Source organism: Shewanella sp. Scap07 (assembly GCF_013394145.1).
Lineage (GTDB): Bacteria > Pseudomonadota > Gammaproteobacteria > Enterobacterales > Shewanellaceae > Shewanella > Shewanella waksmanii.
Genome location: NZ_CP041329.1, coordinates 3,847,823 through 3,863,768, shown reverse-complemented (window position 1 = coordinate 3,863,768; position 15,946 = coordinate 3,847,823). Strand labels below are relative to the sequence as shown.

Sequence of the window (15,946 nt, the reverse complement as noted above, 5' to 3'; positions counted from 1 at the left end):
TTGCGAAAATGCTGGTTTATTTAGATTGTATTTAACAAATGAGGAAGAAATAAGGAAACAATATGCAAGTTCAGCTTGATGTAGCTTTTTTTGAGTTGGTTAATGCTTAGTGGGGCGTGTTAAGCCATTGTTTAATGGCTTGTTAAGCTGGTGACTTAGTGTGGCTAGTTCGATTGAGGAGCCACAACCTCACTGTTAGCTGGTTTATATTCTGCAAGTGGCGTAGACCTTGTTATGGGCTAACCAGTGTCTCAGCAGTAGGCTAAATTTAGATTGATGCGGTGGTGATTCAATGGCCTATGAGTCAGGCTTGGCGCTATTGAAGAGTTATCTGCAATCATCACAGCAGGGGGAAACAGGACGAGCCGCTGAAGCTAGCTACACCTTAGTTTGTCATCGCTCTCACATGCTTTGCTAGATTTTACTGTGCAGTATTTTGCGAGGGCGTTGCCTAAATCAGGCGTTTTCGTTTGGGTTAGCGCACTCATTACATAAGCACTGCAGTTCAATCTGCGAGTTAAGCAGTTGAAAGTCGGCTTGTTCGATGCTCTCTTTAAGGGCCTCGATTACGCTAGTTTGTATGCCTTTTTCTGCCACCTTACCGCAGCTTTTACAGATTAAAAATTGCGGGACTTGATGGGCATGGCTGCAAGTAATATGAGAGCAAGCCAAGTACTTGTTCTCAGATGACAGCTTATGCACTAAAGGGAGTGCGCTTAAGATATCAAGCATACGGTACACCGACATGGGCGCGAGTGATTCATTATGGGTATCGCGGTAGATGTCGGCAATTTCATAGGCTGACAAAGGTTTGCTGGAATCAAGCAATACACCTAACACATTGCGTCTTTTGGCTGTTAGCTTTACGCCATTGTCGCGACATATCTGTTCGGCTTTAACAAAAATAGCAGTGTTATCAGGGGTAGGCATAGTCCAATCTAGCAGCAAATCGATGTTGGCATTATTATTTCTTGTCGCGGCGCCATTGTAAATGATTAACAGTAAAACAAGCTGGTATCCTCTAATAATCCCGCTATTTTGCGGTGTTTAACGGCGATTAAGTTGAGTGACGAGCTGAAGCGTAGCGTTAATGCGTATTGCTTGGGGTCATAAGGTTTTGATGAAACGGCTCGCTAAGTCGATGATTTGTGACTTAGCGAGCCGAGTAGTTAATGCTGAAAAGCGGTGCTCAACTGGGCCTATTTAACAAAACCAATGAACAGGTAGGCCGCAAGAATTACAGCGACCCACAGCACCATATTGCCAGATGGGTAAGCACTAGAGATAAAGCTACCGCCGCCTTTCAGTTGGCGGGCAAAAAATTGTTGGCATTGGTCTAGTTTGCCCAGTACGGCTTGGCGTACGCTACCATCAACTTTCCAGATAACCGCAAACATCCGCTGCAAGGCATTAGGCACTAGACGGCGGTACACCCAGTCCACATCGAGGTGAGTTGAGCGCAATTCCGGTGGGTACATCCCTTTAAGGTTTAGCCATACAAATGCCAGTGCTGAGAACAACAATAATTGCGTTTGAGCCAGTACATGGGTCGCATCATATGGGTTGTAACCTGTGTCATATGGCAATAGCGAATACAGGGCTGCCGGATAGATACCAATACCTATACATAAACAGGCTGCAATGAACATTGCCAAGACCATGTTATTGGGTGGATCGTTGGCTCTGATCCCCGAGTCATGGGCAAAGAATGCAAAATAAGGGATCTTGATACCTGCATGGTGGAACACACCCGCAGAGGCAAATAGCAGCATCAACCAAACCCAATCATGGCCATTTTCAATCGCGGCAGACATCACCATCGATTTACTCACAAAGCCACTAAACAGAGGGAAGGCCGAGATGGAGGCGGCGCCGACAATACATAAAATGGTGGTTTTAGGCATGGTTTTATACAGGCCACCCAGATCTGAACCATTGATGCGCCCAGTCATATGTAACACCGCGCCCATACTCATAAACAACAAGCCTTTAAAGATCACGTCATTAAAGGCATGAGATACCGCGCCATTTAACGCTAGCGCTGTACCGATACCAATACCGACCACCATAAAGCCTACTTGGTTTATCAAACTATAAGCCAGTACTCGGCGTAAATCGTTTTCTATCACGGCAAAGAAGATAGGGAAGCAGGTCATGGCGGCACCAATGTACACCAGCAAATCTGTTCCCGGATAGCCACGGGCTAAGGCATAAACCGCTACCTTAGTGGTAAAGGCGCTGAGTATTACTGTGCCGGTTGGTGTGGCTTCTGGGTAGGCATCGGTAAGCCAAGTATGGGCGAATGGAAAGGCGCACTTGATACCAAATGCGATAAAGATGAGCCAGCCAGCAATGCCCTCTAGGCCGATAAAGTCAAACGCGACGCTGCCCGTTTCGGCAATATAAAATAGCGCCCCGACCAACAGAATCACCCCTGAGAGTACCTGCATGATCAGGTAGCGCATCCCGGCACTGTATGCTGCGGGGGTGCGGCGGGCCCAAATCAAAAATACTGAGGTAAAGGCGAGTAGTTCCCAGAATACAAACAGGGTAAGCAGATCACCCGCAAACACTGCACCAATAGCGCTACCTGCGTAAAGCATGGCTGCGACTTGTTGCACGGTATCTTTAACATGCAATGAATACACAATGGCAATAAAGGCGGCGATATGGAAAATGTAGCCAAACATCAGGCTCAATTTATCGGCGCGATAGGGAACCAATTGATAGTCTAAAAACATCAACTGTAGATGGACGCCTTCAGGGACGGTCCACAAATGCAACCCACTGATCACCGGAATCGCTACCATTAACGCACCACGCAGCTTTCCGCGTGTTGTAGCAGCAATTAGTCCGCCAATTAAAAACAGTACAAACGGCGGTAACTCAAGCATCCACATTGCGATCACCTATATTGTTGTTAGCTTCTTTGGCGTGGTCATGGCTGACGTCGACTATTTTAATCTTACTGTTATCAGGCTCTTCAACGGGGCCATAGTAATCTTCAGGGCGCATCAAAAAGGTGCGCATCCAGCTGGCAATTAATACCAAAATCACGCAGCCAATAAAGCCATAGATTGGGTAGAAAATAGGTAGATTTTCCCAGCTATGGTAGACGTGGCGGTGAATAACGAAATCCAGTACCACAAGCAATGCACAGCAGGTGTATAGAAGATATAAGATACGCTGGATATTCTTTGGTTTATCAAACAAGTACTGTTTCTCATTGTCCATGGCTGACTCCAGATACAGTCAAGATAGCTTTCGCCAATTCATAAAAGGGCTGTGGGTAGATGAACATAGTCAAGCAGCCTAGAGTGGTAATGGTTATTGCAATTAGTGACGGCAGGGGCGCTTCTTTAATGCCGCCGCTAGCCTTTTGATACCCTTTCCCTGGGAAGAAGGCATGGTATGGAATTGGCAACAGATAGGCGATATTGAGTAATGAGCTCAACATTAACGTCGCCATAATGACCCAATAACCAGTTTCGACGGTGCCCATTAGTAAGAACCATTTACTCCAGGTGCCGCCGGCTGGTGGCACGCCGATAATACTGAGGCTGGCGATGAAAAATGCCGCCATAGTGATTGGCATAGTAAAGCCTAAACCGCGTAATTCACTGACTTTAGATTTATGTGCAGCAACCAAAATAGCGCCAGCACAGAAGAATAGGGTGATTTTACCGAATGCGTGTGAAGCGATATGCATTGAGCTGCCAATGACACCCGACGATGTGGCCAGCAGCGCACCTATGGTGATGTAGCCTAATTGACTGACGGTTGAGTAGGCTAATCTGGCTTTAAGATTGTCTTGTTTCATTGCCACAATCGATGCCATCAGTACCGAAAATGCGGCTAAATAAAGCAAAAATTCGGTAGTTGGCAATTGAGGCAGTAAATCTAATCCGAAAATAAAGATACAGACTTTAAGTACAGTAAATACCCCAGCTTTCACTACCGCAACGGCGTGTAGTAGTGCACTGACCGGTGTCGGCGCCACCATTGCCGCAGGTAACCAGCGATGAAATGGCATCATGGCTGCCTTACCAATACCAAAGATAAACAGTACCAAAATGGCCCCAGCCACAGTCGTGTCGACATTGGCATCAAATACGCCGCCCGGCGTGAAGTCTAAGCTGCCACCGACAAACCAAGTGAGAATAATAGCCAGTAAGAAAAAGGCAATGGAGGTACTTAATAAGATACCCAGATAGACCCGACCGCCCTGTTTCGCTTTGTCGGTGCCCGCGTGAGTCACCAATGGATAGGTTGAAAGGGTAAGCACTTCGTAGAAGATAAATAGGGTGAATAGGTTGGCCGAAAATGCCAGTGCCATTACCGCACTAATGGCTAACGCGAAGCAGATATAGAAACGGGTTTGATTTTGCTCGTTATGGCCACGCATATAGCCAATGGCATAAATGGTAGTGATTAACCAAAGGAAGCTGGCTATCAGTGCAAAAAGCATCCCTAGTGGCTCAATGACAAAGCTTATTTCTAAGCCGGGCATCAATGTCCACCACGACACAGCAATCGTCACGCCCGCATTCAAGGCTTGGTAGAGGTTAACTACGCAGTAAAGCACCACCAAGCTGATACTGATAGTAACGGCTTCACGAAGGTTAGGTTTGTTTCCCGTTACCGCTATTGCCAAGGTTGCCACTAGCGGCAACAAAATAGTGAGCTGTAACATCAGCGTCAAAGAAAGATTCATGGGTTAATTCCAAACAAGCTTTGAGAAGCCGCCTGTGCGACCTGCACACTCAGACGAGTATCGATACCAAAATAGATATTGGCGATGACAAGTGCCCAAATAGGACCAAGGAATGTCCAAGGCGCCTCTTTCACCGCTTCACGCCCTGGCAGTGGCGGCTTAAAGTAGGCCGTTTCCACAATGCGCCAGATATAAACTATTGCTAGCAACGAGCCGAGTAGAATCAACACCGCTACTGGCCACATACCCGCTTCAACGCTAGCAATGAGTAGGTACCATTTACTGACAAAACCAACGGTTAATGGCACGCCAATTAGGCTCAACCCGCCAATCACAATGGCTGACATGGTTAAGGGCATTTGTCTGCCCAAGCCTTGGAATTGACTAAGCTGCACACTACCAATGCGGTACATCACCGCCCCTAATGCTAAAAATAGCGCGCCTTTCATCAAGGCGTGATTAAACAAGTGCAGCAAGCTCGCCATAACACCGGTACTGGTATTAATGGAGTAACCAATAATCATATAGCCCACTTGCGCGATACTTGAGTAGGCCAAAATATGTTTCACATTTTGCTGATAAATTGCGGTGATGGAGGCTGCAAATACCCCCACAAGCCCAAGCACCATCAGAATGCTTTGCAGTGGCAAGGTGGTGAACGAAAATGAAATGCCGAATACGGTAAAGGTGAAGCGTATGAGTAAGTACACCGCGACTTTGGTGGCGGTGGCCGCTAAAAACGCAGTCACGATTGAAGGCGCATAGGCATAAGCATTGGGCAGCCACAGGTGCAGTGGGAACAATGCCAGCTTTAAGCAGATACCAACAATCAGGAACGCAAATGCAGCAAACACAGTGCGAGTATGACCCACATCAACGAGCCGGGTTGCCAAGTCATTCATGTTGAGCGTACCGGTCATCTGATAGAGCATGCCGATGCCAATGAGGATAAATGTGGCACCAATGGTTCCCATGATCAGGTATTGGTATGCGGCCCACAGTGCCCGTCGGTCTCGTCCGAGTGCAATCAAGGCATAAGCTGATAAGGAAGATATTTCTAAGAATACAAATACGTTGAACGCATCGCCGGTGGCCACAATACCGAACATACCGGTTAACGACAGTAGGTAGAGGCTATAAAACAGGGTGTGGCGATCTTCGTCTAACTCTTTTTGTATGCTGGTGTTGGCAGCAAACAGCACCACAGTGCCTATCGTGGAGATGATAAGCAGCAAAAAGGCATTCAGCTTATCGATGCGATATTCAATTCCCCATGGTGCTTCCCAGCCACCAAGTTCATAGATAATCGTGCCAGACTTCATCACCTCTATCAGCAGCAAGATGCTGTTGACGCAGGTTGCTGCACTAACTATTAAGGCAAATATCCACACGAGTTTAGAGCGGTTTAAGAACCAGCATAACGGCGCTGCCATCAGTGGCAGCACAACTTGTAAAACAGGCAGGTGAGCTAACACTATGATTTGTCCTCGTTAAGCTGATCTTGTCTTTGGATCTCATCCTCTTCTACGCAGCCATAGGCTTCTTTGATTCTGATCGCCAGAGCCAGCCCTAATGCTGTGGTCGCTATGCCAACCACAATGGCGGTAAGAATTAGCACATGGGGTAGCGGGTTTGAGTAATCGCTAATTCCTTCTGCTAAAATCGGCGCACTGCCGCGCTCGACCATGCCTACACTGATATAGAAAATAAAAACTGAGGTTTGAAAAATAGTGAGTCCAACCAGCTTCTTAATTAAATTGCCGTGGGCGATAACGATATAAAAACCGATCATCATCAACAGCACCACAATCCAATAGTTATAGAGTCCGAGAAACATCTTGCTCCCCTTTTTGTTTAGCGTTGTGTAGCTGTGCTTGTCTGCGACCTTCAAAGTTGAAAAAGATGCTTAACATGACTGCGGCAACGGTAATACCTACGCCTAATTCAATCAGCAAAATCCCCAAGTGCTGTCCGGCAACTGCATCTTCAGCAAGCGCGTTGTAATCTAGGAAGTTAGCGCCATTGAGCATCGACACAACCCCCACGCAGGCGTACAGCAATAGTCCCACCGCTGCAAGGATTTGGATCAGTGCTGGGTTAAATACCCGCTTAGCAGTATCTAAGCCAAATAGCATGGTGTAGAGAATAATGGCTGCCGCAAAGATGACACCTGCTTGGAAGCCGCCGCCTGGGCCAAAGTCGCCATGAAATTGCACATACAGGGCAAACAAAAGGATAAATGGGATCAGCGCTTTACTGACAATACGCAGTACCATGTGGCGCTCATGCATTTGCTCCTCTGTGGCTTCATCTGTTTGGTATTTCTTGCGGCGTCTAGGAAGAGACAGCAATGAGAGCACACCAATACCAGCGGTAAAGATAACTGCAACTTCGCCTAAAGTATCGAAGGCACGGTAGCTGCCTAATACTGCGGTCACAATGTTAGGCACGCCCACTTCTTGCATCGACTCATGAATATAACGCGGTGCTACATGCTGATGAACTGGCGCATCAACTGCACCAAAATACGGCATATCCATGGTGCCGTAGATCAGCATGCCGCCGGTAACCAGTACAACAAACAATGCGAGGAAAGGTTTATGGCGTCTTGGTGCTTCTTTACGGCCGGTCATTGTGATGGCTGACAACATGAGTAGGCCTGAAATACCAGCACCTACTGATGCTTCGGTGAACGCGACATCCACGGCATCAAGTACCACAAAGAAACTGGCAGAGAGTAAACCATAAATGCCGGTTAACATGACCACCGCTAACAAATCTCTACTGCGTACAATCGCAATGGCGATCACGACCAGAAAGGTGAGCAGTACAATATCAACTAGAGCTTCGATGACGTGTTTCCTCCCTTATCTGCGCGGCGGCCTTCTTTAGGCGATAAGCCGTTATGCAGCGCAGCTTTTGCTAACGCATGACTGGCTGAAGGATTGATAAACAAGGTGAAGATTAAAATCAAAATCAACTTTATCAGCACTAAACCGTCAGGGGTTTGTAGCATTAATCCTAAAAGTACTAAGCCAGCCCCTAAAGTGTCGGTGACACTGACCGCATGCATGCGAGTATAAAAATCTGGGAAGCGCAAAATGCCCACGCCGCCTGACAGACAAAGAAAGCAACCGATGAGCAGGCATAAGCCGCTGCTTATATCGAGCAAGAGACTCATTTTTCACTCTCCTTGTTTGAGTGACTGTCGTAAGGGGTAACCTTAAACTCGGCCGAGTCGGAAAAGCGTAGGACGCCGATGACACTGATAAAGTTAATCAGCGCATACACAAGGGCGATATCGAGAAACTCTGGTCGACCCATTAAAAAGCCCAACACTGAGATCAAGAGTACCGTTTTGGTACCAAACATATTGAAAGCCAGTATCCGGTCGTAAAGTGTAGGGCCTACAATGCAGCGAATGATCGCGAGCAGCATAACGACAAGAATGGCAACGATGGCAGCAGCTAACATTAGTTTTCTAGCTCTCTTACCCGGCTGTCCATCTCGCCGGTTTTTAGTGTGTCGATATCAGCCTTATCTAAGGCATGAACAGTGAGTTGATCATCTATTAAATCAATGGCGACAGTGCCAGGGGTCAAAGTGATGGAGTTGGCGTAGATCACTTTGCTTATATCGGTGCACTGGCGGGTATCAATGGTTGTAAGGGTGGGGGAGATACCGCTATTACCTGACCAAATATGCTTAACAACACTGATATTAGATAGCACTACTTCTTTGGCTAACCAAACAATGTAGCTAGGCAGTTTGGCGGATAAGTGAATCGGCTGTGACTCTTGATCTATCACATCCATTTTTTGCGCGATATAGAGCACCAGCATGATGGATGCTGCACCTAATGAAAGTAACAGTGGATTACTGTAATTGGAGTTAATCCACCAGAATAGCGCCAGAGTTAACAGTAGGCTGAGCTTATGGCTTGGAACAAAGCTGCGGTTATTTTTTTCAGTCATGTTAGTTAGTACTTTGTCTCATTTTAGGTTGTCGTTAAACCTAGCGTAACTGCATAAAAAGGCACTTTGGGTGCCGACATGTTGAAGCTGTATTTATCCTAGTCTAGTTGCTTTTTGCGTTAGTTTTAACGCGACATTAGTCGGTTAATCATCTTGTTCACATGATGATTCAGCGGCCAATGCTTGATAAATTTGGTTATGTAAAAGCTGTAAAGAGTCAGTCGATGCTGGCATCTGTTCTAGTGTTCGATGGACGACATTTTCAACCAGTTGTTGTTGATCTTTATTTGTTGAAATACAAACATCTGCAGGTTGCTTTTTTGATGTTTGGTTACCGACACGGGTGCGGTAAGCCCTGTCTTGAAAGCCGCCAGAACTTTTTCTGACTTCATAATGGTGGCTGGTATTTAATGAGCCAGCGAGAAAGCCTTGAATATAATAGGCGCATGGACTTGCAGATATATCTGCAGTCGAGTTTTTGAGTGACATACAAGATGAAAGTAACAGTTGCTCTTCATCTTGTGCGTTATTTGCCGTGGTTGAGAATGAAACTGGTAGAGTCAATGTTACTAGCACTAAGAGTCGAATGATCCCCATATAAACCCCTTGGTTTAATATTTTCTTATTCATCGATAAGTAATTAGTAGAACTTAGATTCATCATTGCTCATTGCAGTAAGTCTTTTGGTTTACGGTAAATTTTTATTACCTTTATTACTTACTGGTATGTTTTGGCATTGCGCGCAGACTTTGCCTGTTTTAAGTGACGTTCCTTAGTGATAAGTGTAGTAAGGTATTGATATCCTTGCTACGTTTGTATCAGTAATACGCTTACTTAAATCAACATGAAATCAATGTGAAACCAACTTCTTTTGCTCCACTCATTTATTTATAACATAAATTATTTAAGTTTAAATACCAACCCAGAGTAAACTCGGATATTGTTTCGCTACATGACGGGAATTTCGAGTTGTACTATCAAACCCTTGTTAACCCACGTGCTGTAAGGCATTTTGATGTTTGTTTAAGTACCAAAGCGGCTGCGGGTTAAGTTTTCATTTATGTTAGGTTAAGCCTGTTTTAATTTAAGCTTAAGTTGTTTTTAAGGTTATTTTAAGCTTCTCGGTCGGGTTATTATCAAAATCAACTCGTTAGCGACTGCCTATTTTGACGCTAAAATAGATGTGAATTTAGCGGGTAAGCTTAGCTTAGATTGATAGTTTGCAATGCACAGTATTGCTAATCTATTCGGTTAAAATTGTCATGGTTATAATCGTGTAAAACGCCGTTTATTATCACTTTTTAGCAGCAAAAATAGTTTGTGTTTTGTGCGCTTTTTAGAGCGCGTCTATCAATTGTTGCGGACATTGCGACTACTGCCAAACGCTAAAATGAATGGCCAGCGAGCCAGCGGCTGTTTAAGCTATTTTCACTGATAGCAGCTTGGCTGACCACGCGGTTACCTTTTGTCGGCCTACGCCATCATGTTGGGTATCGCAATGCATTTCAGCGGGCTTATAGGCCAAGGGGGTTGGCTGATAAAAACAATTAACTTTATGCGATATTGCTGCATGGCTATTTTACCCCGCGTTTACTCATCACTATGACGACTTCGTACAGTGGTAAAAAAGTGCAATTGATACTGGTTTAATGGGTTACGCCCATCACCTAGGGTTTAACGGTGTTAGCGGTATCTGTTTGTAATAGATTGAGTATACTGAGTTGTTATTCGCTACTAGGTTAGTTTCACTGGCAACATTATGTCTCAAAATCCAAATATCTACCTTAACGACCCCGACCCGCTTAGCGAGTTGTTGACCCGTTTAGACTTAAAAGCGGAAGTTTATGTCAACGGTGACTTCTGTGGATCTTGGGCGGTTGATACTGCGGGTAGTAAACGTATTCCATTTCATCTCATTGGATCCGGCAGCGCCTGGCTACATTTCGAAGGTAAAACCCCAAAGCAGTTAACGACTCATGATTTGGTGGTATTTCCACATGATGCACACCATGTGATATCAAGCTCGGCTACGCGGCCAGATCCAGCACTAGTTAATGCGCCAATAGAGCACGAGGGCGAAGCTACAAATATGGTGTGTGGCTTTTTCGAATTTGGCAATCCTGCCTTATTTCCGGTGCTGGCGGCATTGCCATCAGTGATAGTGCTTAAATCAGATAGTGAGCAAGCAGGGCAGCGAGTTGCAGGTTTGATTAGCCAAATGCTCAATGAATTGCAGCAGCGCCAGCCTGGATTTTATAGTGTCATCGACCAAATTGCGTTTTTGCTGTTTATTGAACTGCTGCGTCAGCAAATGGCCAGCGGTGAATTAGAAACAGGGTTACTTGGGGCATTATTTGATGCGCGTTTGGGCAAGGCGTTAAATGCGATTCACCAGGGGCCGGAAAAACCATGGACACTGTCGACCCTAGCGGAACAAGCGTTTATGAGTCGCTCGACGTTTGCTGAGATGTTTAGCAAAACTGTTGGTTTGTCACCAATGAAGTATTTAACGCTATGGCGTATGACTCAAGCTAGGCATATGCTGCAAACGACCCAGTTGTCGGTATCGCAGATCGCGCAGCAAAGTGGTTATGAATCAGAAGCGGCGTTTCGTAAAGCTTATCGAAATACTTTGGGCGAGCCTCCGGGAGTTGTTCGGGCTCACAAAGCATAATATGGCGAGATTTAAGCTGTAAATATACAAACAACAGCCAGTATAATACAGGCCGCTGTTTGATAATAAAGGATAGCAATCGTTATAGCTTGCTGGCAGCCACGTTTTTCACCTTAGGCCATTGCGCTTGTGCTTGGTTGATATGGGTTGGTACATCTTTCTTCCAAGCTTCATATACACTGAGGTTTTTGTTGACAAATAGTTTGCCGTCGACGATTTCAAAGGCTTTACCATCGATTTCGAACTTCTTACCAAAGGTCATGCCATAGGCGCAAAACCCACCATATTGCGGTGCGTATTTATCGGGATTTGCCACAAAGGTATCGCGGTATTCGGCACTACTAAAACGATAAATGGCGTCATTATAACTTGCAGTAAAATGCGGTAATCCTTCTACGGGCTTATTCTCAGTAAAATAGGCGACCACATCATGGCCAGCCAGAATAACCCCATTAGCATCAGTTTCAGTATCGACACCAGCATGGGAAAAAGTACTGATAGTGAGTGCGATAGCAGCAATCAGTGTTGTGGCTGATTTAGTCATCAATTTAGCGAAAGACATAATAAATTCTCTTGGTTTGGTTTAAGTGTTATTTAGTTTAGATAAGCGTATTAGTGGACGATATGGCCAAAAGTCAGCTTGTTATGTCTAAAAGTCCGGATGGTGATAAGCCAAGCTTTATCGGCTACTAGGAGGCAAATGTCTAAGCTCAACGAGGTGTATTGTTTTTAAGCATTAGTTGCATCAAGGTGGATAAGGTCGCAAGCTAGCTCAATGAGTATCGATGCCGGCTTTGCAGTGGGCGGCGGTCTGACTTAAGTGAAATAAAGGGATCAATACATGCAGCAAGAGTTTCCTATGACCGTCATCGCCGATGGCAACTTTTCAAAATCGCTTAACCCCCTATTGGCGCAATTGGAGATGTGGCTGAATTTTCAAGCGCTAAAAACCGACTGGTATGCCAATGAAGCGTGTGTTTTGACCTTTAGTTTTACCTTAGTCAATACGCTCGCAAGTAAAGCTGAACAGATAGCGGCGCCGAGTTGGGTACAGCAAGCGGGCGTCGCCTACCATCATGACAGCGACAAATTGGCGACGGTCGCGTTTATCGCTGTGGCGGATATAGTCCAGGCTGGGGCTGGGATTGAGCAAGCAATTAAAGATAGGTTGTTAACGGTAGCCAACGAGGTTGGGCGGCAACATGGGTTACAGAGCTTGTCTTAACCGCTGTATATTTTGGCTGAGATAGCAAGGTACCAACCTAGTTAGCCGCTAAAACCTAGACAAGAAAAAGGGGGATAGAAATGACGGCCTGCAGGGTAGCCATTTTCCATCCCCCATATACTACTCGCGATGCTGCAAAGCAGTAATTGTAGCGGGCTTCCTGCTATTGCTCAGGTCGCCCAGGTTCTCGCCTTTAAGCGATGTTGGTACTAACGTTCAAAGTTATGGAACATATCGATACCGAACGACTTACCAGTATCATGACAGGTTGCACAAGATTCCATTGTATCTTGCTTGTACCACTCACCCGTTACCGCTGGAACATTGTATTCACCACCATTTTGTTCCATATGGTTCTGAGCAGAAGCACTGTCGTGACAAGCAATACAGTTGGCCGTCACTGGGCTAGTCATTACACCAGCAACCCCTTCATTAAACGCTTTAGAAAGGATGTATTGGTTAGGGATATCAGCTAGGCTGACACCGTCAGCATGACAAGATACACAGTTATCACCATTTAAGCTTGCTGCTGAGTTCGCTTCAGGAGCTTTGTCACCTAACATGTTACCGCGACCCCAGTGCATGCTGTGAACCATTGGTCCATAACCTGGCGCTGAGTATGCTCCGCGACGATCTTGACCATTGTTATGACAAGCTACACAGTCCATACCGCCATTATTGTAAGCACCATTTTTGTGGAAGTTTGTCTCATTTGTGTGACAAGTCGTACAACTGTCACTAGTCACAGATAAGCGACGCTCATAAGCCATAGCTGGCTCAAGTGTGTCGTAATCTACGGCATCAGAATATGCGGTAAATGAGATGCTATATTCACTGTCACTATCTACCCAGCCATCATAACTTAAGCCAATACGGGCAGAAGCCATAATTGCAGAGCTTTCAAAACCAGCATTCGTTACAGGGTAACAATGTGTACGACTACCATCGGCATTGTCAGTTTTGTACTCGCCATCAGTATGACCACCAAAACGACCTACGATTGATTCATCATAATAACCGTGTAGATAGGCGCCTGCATATACAATGGGTTGTCCTGGGATATGAGCACCGCCATCTGGGTTATAAGAATCACCGATGTTAACCATTGTTTCGGTCTCACCAGCGACTTCATACAGCGACATAGTCGTACACCACTCACCTAAGTCGTTTTTAAATGGGTCAGTAGTTTCAGCTCTATAACCAACACGCATTGCTTGAAGTGTATCAAGACCTGATTTTTCAGCATGGAATGCACGCGCATCGAAACCATCAGAAGGAACAATTACCGCTGATTGACCTGTTCCGTGACAATCTGAACAGCCATTGCCCGCAATACTTGTATTGATTACAGGTTCAGCGTGACAGGTATAGCAGTTAGTTGGAGCAAAATCTTTTTCAAATTTTTGGTGATTAATATGACCCAGCTTTTGCATGGTGTTTTTAGCGTAGCCACCAGTGTCTAAAGAAGAACCATCTTCTGCAATATCGCGTGGTACGTTGTTGTGACACACCATACAACCGCCAACAAAATCAACTTCGCCGCTAGTGTTTAGTGCAACATATTTGGCATGTTTAATATCAGAAGTCGCATAGTCAACGTGACATGAATAGCAGGTTTCAGTCGTTGTGGTATGAATGCCTTCTGGTTTGTTAACAATAATGTAAGGTGAGTCAGCAATGGTTTCGCCGTCACCCACTTGTAAACGAGTTAACACTTCTGAATCAGCCTGAACCGAAGCGATGGGTGCAACAAGCTGATAATGGCCATCATCTAGCATAGTTAATGTAGCGCCTTCAGTAGGTGCATCACCTCCTACTGTTACGCTGCCACCGACTTCGCCGTCACGAGAGCGCTGAATACCGCTGTCTGTCTTAAGGGCTAAATAGACTGCTGCGTCTGTTAAGCCATTAATTAGATTGCCTTCTTCGTTAGTGATTTCAAACTCAAGAGTGACTTTACCTTCTTCTACTAGGTGAGAGATAAACTCAACATTAGTGACTTCGGAAGTTTCTACAACCGGCGAACCACCAGGTTCACCTGGCGCTCCTGGTTCACCTGGAGCACCGTCTTTACCATCTTCACCGTCACTACACCCCGCCATACCGATGGCGGCCACTAACGCCATCGCAAGTACTGATTTGTTATATGTTCTCATCATTTTTATCCCTTTATAGGTATTTTTCTGCAAATGCAGTAAATACAATATAGAAGAATTCAACAAAATCTGAACATATGTGTATAAAGTCTGTGACTGAAAATTAAAGATTCTGCCACCGAAATTTCGATAATTGAAAGTAATAATTGCAATTACTGAAATTTAGTTGCCTAAATTAGTGATTAGTTATGATGATTGGAGTAAATTGGTAACGATTTCGAATAGTATTTGTCTTCTTTCTTCATTGTATCTTCTGTTTTTTTCTTGTTTTTCAATTATATAGTATTGTGGTGCGGTTAAGCCTTGATGCAACTTACTAAACTGTTCTTCAGCGAGAATCTCTGTTCTGAGTGTGGGAATATTGGTATAAAACTGCGCATCTAAAGCGGGGGTGAAGGCGACGCTACCCATTGTTAATAAATGGCTAATTAACTCTTCTCTGTTATTAACCTTGTCTACTTCAAGCAGATCGACACGCGCATTTTTACAATACATTTCCAGCGGGTCGACCCTATCGTTAAACCCCTTACTTTCGAGGTATGTGAATGGGTGGTTCGCAATTGCTTCTAAGGTAATCGTGGTGTCATTATCCCATATTGGGTGATCTTTTTTGGCGGCCAAATAGAGCTTAGTATGGGTACCGATATACTCACAACTGAGCTCGGAAGATTGGCAGCTTTCTAATGCGATGCCAAAGTCGACCTCGCCATTGTGAATCCACTCTTGAGAGTTGTGCACCCATTGCTGTAGGCGTATTTTTCCCAGTACTTCATTTTTAGGGTGTTGTTCAATGGCGATGGCTAGGCTAGTCATAATATTTTTGGCCACAGCAATATTGATAACGGGCACGGTATCGGAGGCAGGTTCATATTGAGCGACTTGCTCTAATTGACTAATGGTTTGATATACATCGCAAATAGGTTTGTAGAGCATCTCTGCTAGCGGTGTTGGTTTTAGGCCTTGTTGTCGACGGTAAAATAACTCGTCGTCAAATGTGGCTCGAAGCGACGCTAAACAGCGGCTGACCTTAGGTGCGGAGACTTGCAGCTCATTGGCGGTGTTATTGGCATAGCCATTCTCGTAAAGCACTTTGAATACAATTAGGCTAAAAACATCAAGGTCGGATATTTTCTTTAAAGACTTGCTCAGCATAATGAAAACTCAAAGTTAATTAGGAAAGCCATGGATTATGTATAACACATA

General features: G+C 45.1%; 16 protein-coding genes. 2 read left to right on the top strand and 14 right to left on the bottom strand.

Annotated elements, in window-relative coordinates; genetic code table 11:
* Positions 1 to 456: 456 nt before the first annotated feature.
* From FLM48_RS16910 to FLM48_RS16860, 11 genes are all read right to left on the bottom strand, one after another.
* Positions 457 to 930 carry a Fur family transcriptional regulator gene (locus FLM48_RS16910; RefSeq protein ID WP_179025445.1) on the bottom strand — a complete coding sequence of 158 codons (474 nt, stop codon included), beginning with the start codon at positions 928 to 930 and terminating at the stop codon, positions 457 to 459.
* Between the two features lie 269 nt (positions 931 to 1,199).
* Positions 1,200 to 2,900 carry a Na(+)/H(+) antiporter subunit D gene (locus tag FLM48_RS16905; RefSeq protein WP_179025444.1) on the bottom strand — a complete coding sequence of 567 codons (1,701 nt, stop codon included), beginning with the start codon at positions 2,898 to 2,900 and terminating at the stop codon, positions 1,200 to 1,202.
* A complete protein-coding gene (locus FLM48_RS16900) occupies positions 2,887 to 3,234 on the bottom strand; it encodes a hypothetical protein (protein WP_179025443.1) in 348 nt (115 codons plus the stop codon). Before FLM48_RS16900 ends, FLM48_RS16905 begins: the two co-directional genes overlap by 14 nt.
* Positions 3,224 to 4,714 (bottom strand): monovalent cation/H+ antiporter subunit D family protein, encoded by a 1,491-nt coding sequence (locus tag FLM48_RS16895; protein ID WP_179025442.1) that lies wholly within the window; start codon positions 4,712 to 4,714, stop codon positions 3,224 to 3,226. The genes FLM48_RS16900 and FLM48_RS16895 overlap by 11 nt, the downstream gene beginning before the upstream one ends.
* Complete coding sequence (locus FLM48_RS16890) at positions 4,711 to 6,189, bottom strand: monovalent cation/H+ antiporter subunit D family protein (protein WP_179025441.1); 1,479 nt, start codon at positions 6,187 to 6,189, stop codon at positions 4,711 to 4,713. The genes FLM48_RS16895 and FLM48_RS16890 overlap by 4 nt, the downstream gene beginning before the upstream one ends.
* On the bottom strand, positions 6,189 to 6,551 hold the full coding sequence (locus FLM48_RS16885) for a cation:proton antiporter subunit C (RefSeq protein ID WP_028771447.1): 363 nt from the start codon (positions 6,549 to 6,551) through the stop codon (positions 6,189 to 6,191). Before FLM48_RS16885 ends, FLM48_RS16890 begins: the two co-directional genes overlap by 1 nt.
* On the bottom strand, positions 6,532 to 7,524 hold the full coding sequence (locus tag FLM48_RS16880) for a Na(+)/H(+) antiporter subunit B (RefSeq protein ID WP_372847088.1): 993 nt from the start codon (positions 7,522 to 7,524) through the stop codon (positions 6,532 to 6,534). Before FLM48_RS16880 ends, FLM48_RS16885 begins: the two co-directional genes overlap by 20 nt.
* Before the next feature lie 29 nt (positions 7,525 to 7,553).
* On the bottom strand, positions 7,554 to 7,895 hold the full coding sequence (gene mnhG, locus FLM48_RS16875; protein ID WP_179025440.1) for a monovalent cation/H(+) antiporter subunit G: 342 nt from the start codon (positions 7,893 to 7,895) through the stop codon (positions 7,554 to 7,556).
* The gene (locus FLM48_RS16870; protein ID WP_372847485.1) at positions 7,892 to 8,152 is read right to left on the bottom strand and encodes a monovalent cation/H+ antiporter complex subunit F; all 261 of its coding nucleotides are present in this window, start codon (positions 8,150 to 8,152) and stop codon (positions 7,892 to 7,894) included. Before FLM48_RS16870 ends, mnhG begins: the two co-directional genes overlap by 4 nt.
* 35 nt (positions 8,153 to 8,187) lie before the next feature.
* The gene (locus FLM48_RS16865; RefSeq protein WP_028771444.1) at positions 8,188 to 8,688 is read right to left on the bottom strand and encodes a Na+/H+ antiporter subunit E; all 501 of its coding nucleotides are present in this window, start codon (positions 8,686 to 8,688) and stop codon (positions 8,188 to 8,190) included.
* A 144-nt stretch (positions 8,689 to 8,832) separates the two neighbouring features.
* Positions 8,833 to 9,318 (bottom strand): hypothetical protein, encoded by a 486-nt coding sequence (locus FLM48_RS16860; RefSeq protein ID WP_256870961.1) that lies wholly within the window; start codon positions 9,316 to 9,318, stop codon positions 8,833 to 8,835.
* Positions 9,319 to 10,447: 1,129 nt separating this feature from the next.
* On the opposite strand from FLM48_RS16860, the gene FLM48_RS16855 reads away from it, so the two are divergent.
* A complete protein-coding gene (locus FLM48_RS16855) occupies positions 10,448 to 11,362 on the top strand; it encodes an AraC family transcriptional regulator (RefSeq protein WP_179025438.1) in 915 nt (304 codons plus the stop codon).
* An 82-nt stretch (positions 11,363 to 11,444) separates the two neighbouring features.
* On the opposite strand, the gene FLM48_RS16850 is transcribed toward FLM48_RS16855, so the two are convergent.
* Entirely contained in the window at positions 11,445 to 11,924 is a 480-nt protein-coding gene (locus tag FLM48_RS16850) for a YHS domain-containing (seleno)protein (RefSeq protein ID WP_256870960.1), read from the bottom strand.
* Between the two features lie 279 nt (positions 11,925 to 12,203).
* Between FLM48_RS16850 and FLM48_RS16845 the strand changes: the two genes are divergently transcribed.
* On the top strand, positions 12,204 to 12,587 hold the full coding sequence (locus FLM48_RS16845; protein ID WP_179025437.1) for a hypothetical protein: 384 nt from the start codon (positions 12,204 to 12,206) through the stop codon (positions 12,585 to 12,587).
* Positions 12,588 to 12,796: 209 nt separating this feature from the next.
* On the opposite strand, the gene FLM48_RS16840 is transcribed toward FLM48_RS16845, so the two are convergent.
* Positions 12,797 to 14,746, bottom strand: a complete 1,950-nt coding sequence (locus tag FLM48_RS16840; RefSeq protein WP_306294391.1) for a cytochrome c3 family protein — start codon at positions 14,744 to 14,746, stop codon at positions 12,797 to 12,799.
* Positions 14,747 to 14,929: 183 nt separating this feature from the next.
* Positions 14,930 to 15,895 carry a LysR substrate-binding domain-containing protein gene (locus FLM48_RS16835; RefSeq protein WP_179025436.1) on the bottom strand — a complete coding sequence of 322 codons (966 nt, stop codon included), beginning with the start codon at positions 15,893 to 15,895 and terminating at the stop codon, positions 14,930 to 14,932.
* Positions 15,896 to 15,946 lie beyond the last annotated feature (51 nt).

What these genes read in the sequence shown, in the direction of transcription:
- FLM48_RS16910 (WP_179025445.1), bottom strand. Translation starts at nt 930, where the DNA reads ATGCCTACCCCTGATAACACTGCTATTTTTGTTAAAGCCGAACAGATA.
- FLM48_RS16905 (WP_179025444.1), bottom strand. Translation starts at nt 2,900, where the DNA reads ATGTGGATGCTTGAGTTACCGCCGTTTGTACTGTTTTTAATTGGCGGA.
- FLM48_RS16900 (WP_179025443.1), bottom strand. Translation starts at nt 3,234, where the DNA reads ATGGACAATGAGAAACAGTACTTGTTTGATAAACCAAAGAATATCCAG.
- FLM48_RS16895 (WP_179025442.1), bottom strand. Translation starts at nt 4,714, where the DNA reads ATGAATCTTTCTTTGACGCTGATGTTACAGCTCACTATTTTGTTGCCG.
- FLM48_RS16885 (WP_028771447.1), bottom strand. Translation starts at nt 6,551, where the DNA reads ATGTTTCTCGGACTCTATAACTATTGGATTGTGGTGCTGTTGATGATG.
- mnhG (WP_179025440.1), bottom strand. Translation starts at nt 7,895, where the DNA reads ATGAGTCTCTTGCTCGATATAAGCAGCGGCTTATGCCTGCTCATCGGT.
- FLM48_RS16870 (WP_372847485.1), bottom strand. Translation starts at nt 8,152, where the DNA reads ATGCTGCTCGCGATCATTCGCTGCATTGTAGGCCCTACACTTTACGAC.
- FLM48_RS16865 (WP_028771444.1), bottom strand. Translation starts at nt 8,688, where the DNA reads ATGACTGAAAAAAATAACCGCAGCTTTGTTCCAAGCCATAAGCTCAGC.
- FLM48_RS16860 (WP_256870961.1), bottom strand. Translation starts at nt 9,318, where the DNA reads ATGAATAAGAAAATATTAAACCAAGGGGTTTATATGGGGATCATTCGA.
- FLM48_RS16855 (WP_179025438.1), top strand. Translation starts at nt 10,448, where the DNA reads ATGTCTCAAAATCCAAATATCTACCTTAACGACCCCGACCCGCTTAGC.
- FLM48_RS16850 (WP_256870960.1), bottom strand. Translation starts at nt 11,924, where the DNA reads ATGTCTTTCGCTAAATTGATGACTAAATCAGCCACAACACTGATTGCT.
- FLM48_RS16845 (WP_179025437.1), top strand. Translation starts at nt 12,204, where the DNA reads ATGCAGCAAGAGTTTCCTATGACCGTCATCGCCGATGGCAACTTTTCA.
- FLM48_RS16840 (WP_306294391.1), bottom strand. Translation starts at nt 14,746, where the DNA reads ATGATGAGAACATATAACAAATCAGTACTTGCGATGGCGTTAGTGGCC.
- FLM48_RS16835 (WP_179025436.1), bottom strand. Translation starts at nt 15,895, where the DNA reads ATGCTGAGCAAGTCTTTAAAGAAAATATCCGACCTTGATGTTTTTAGC.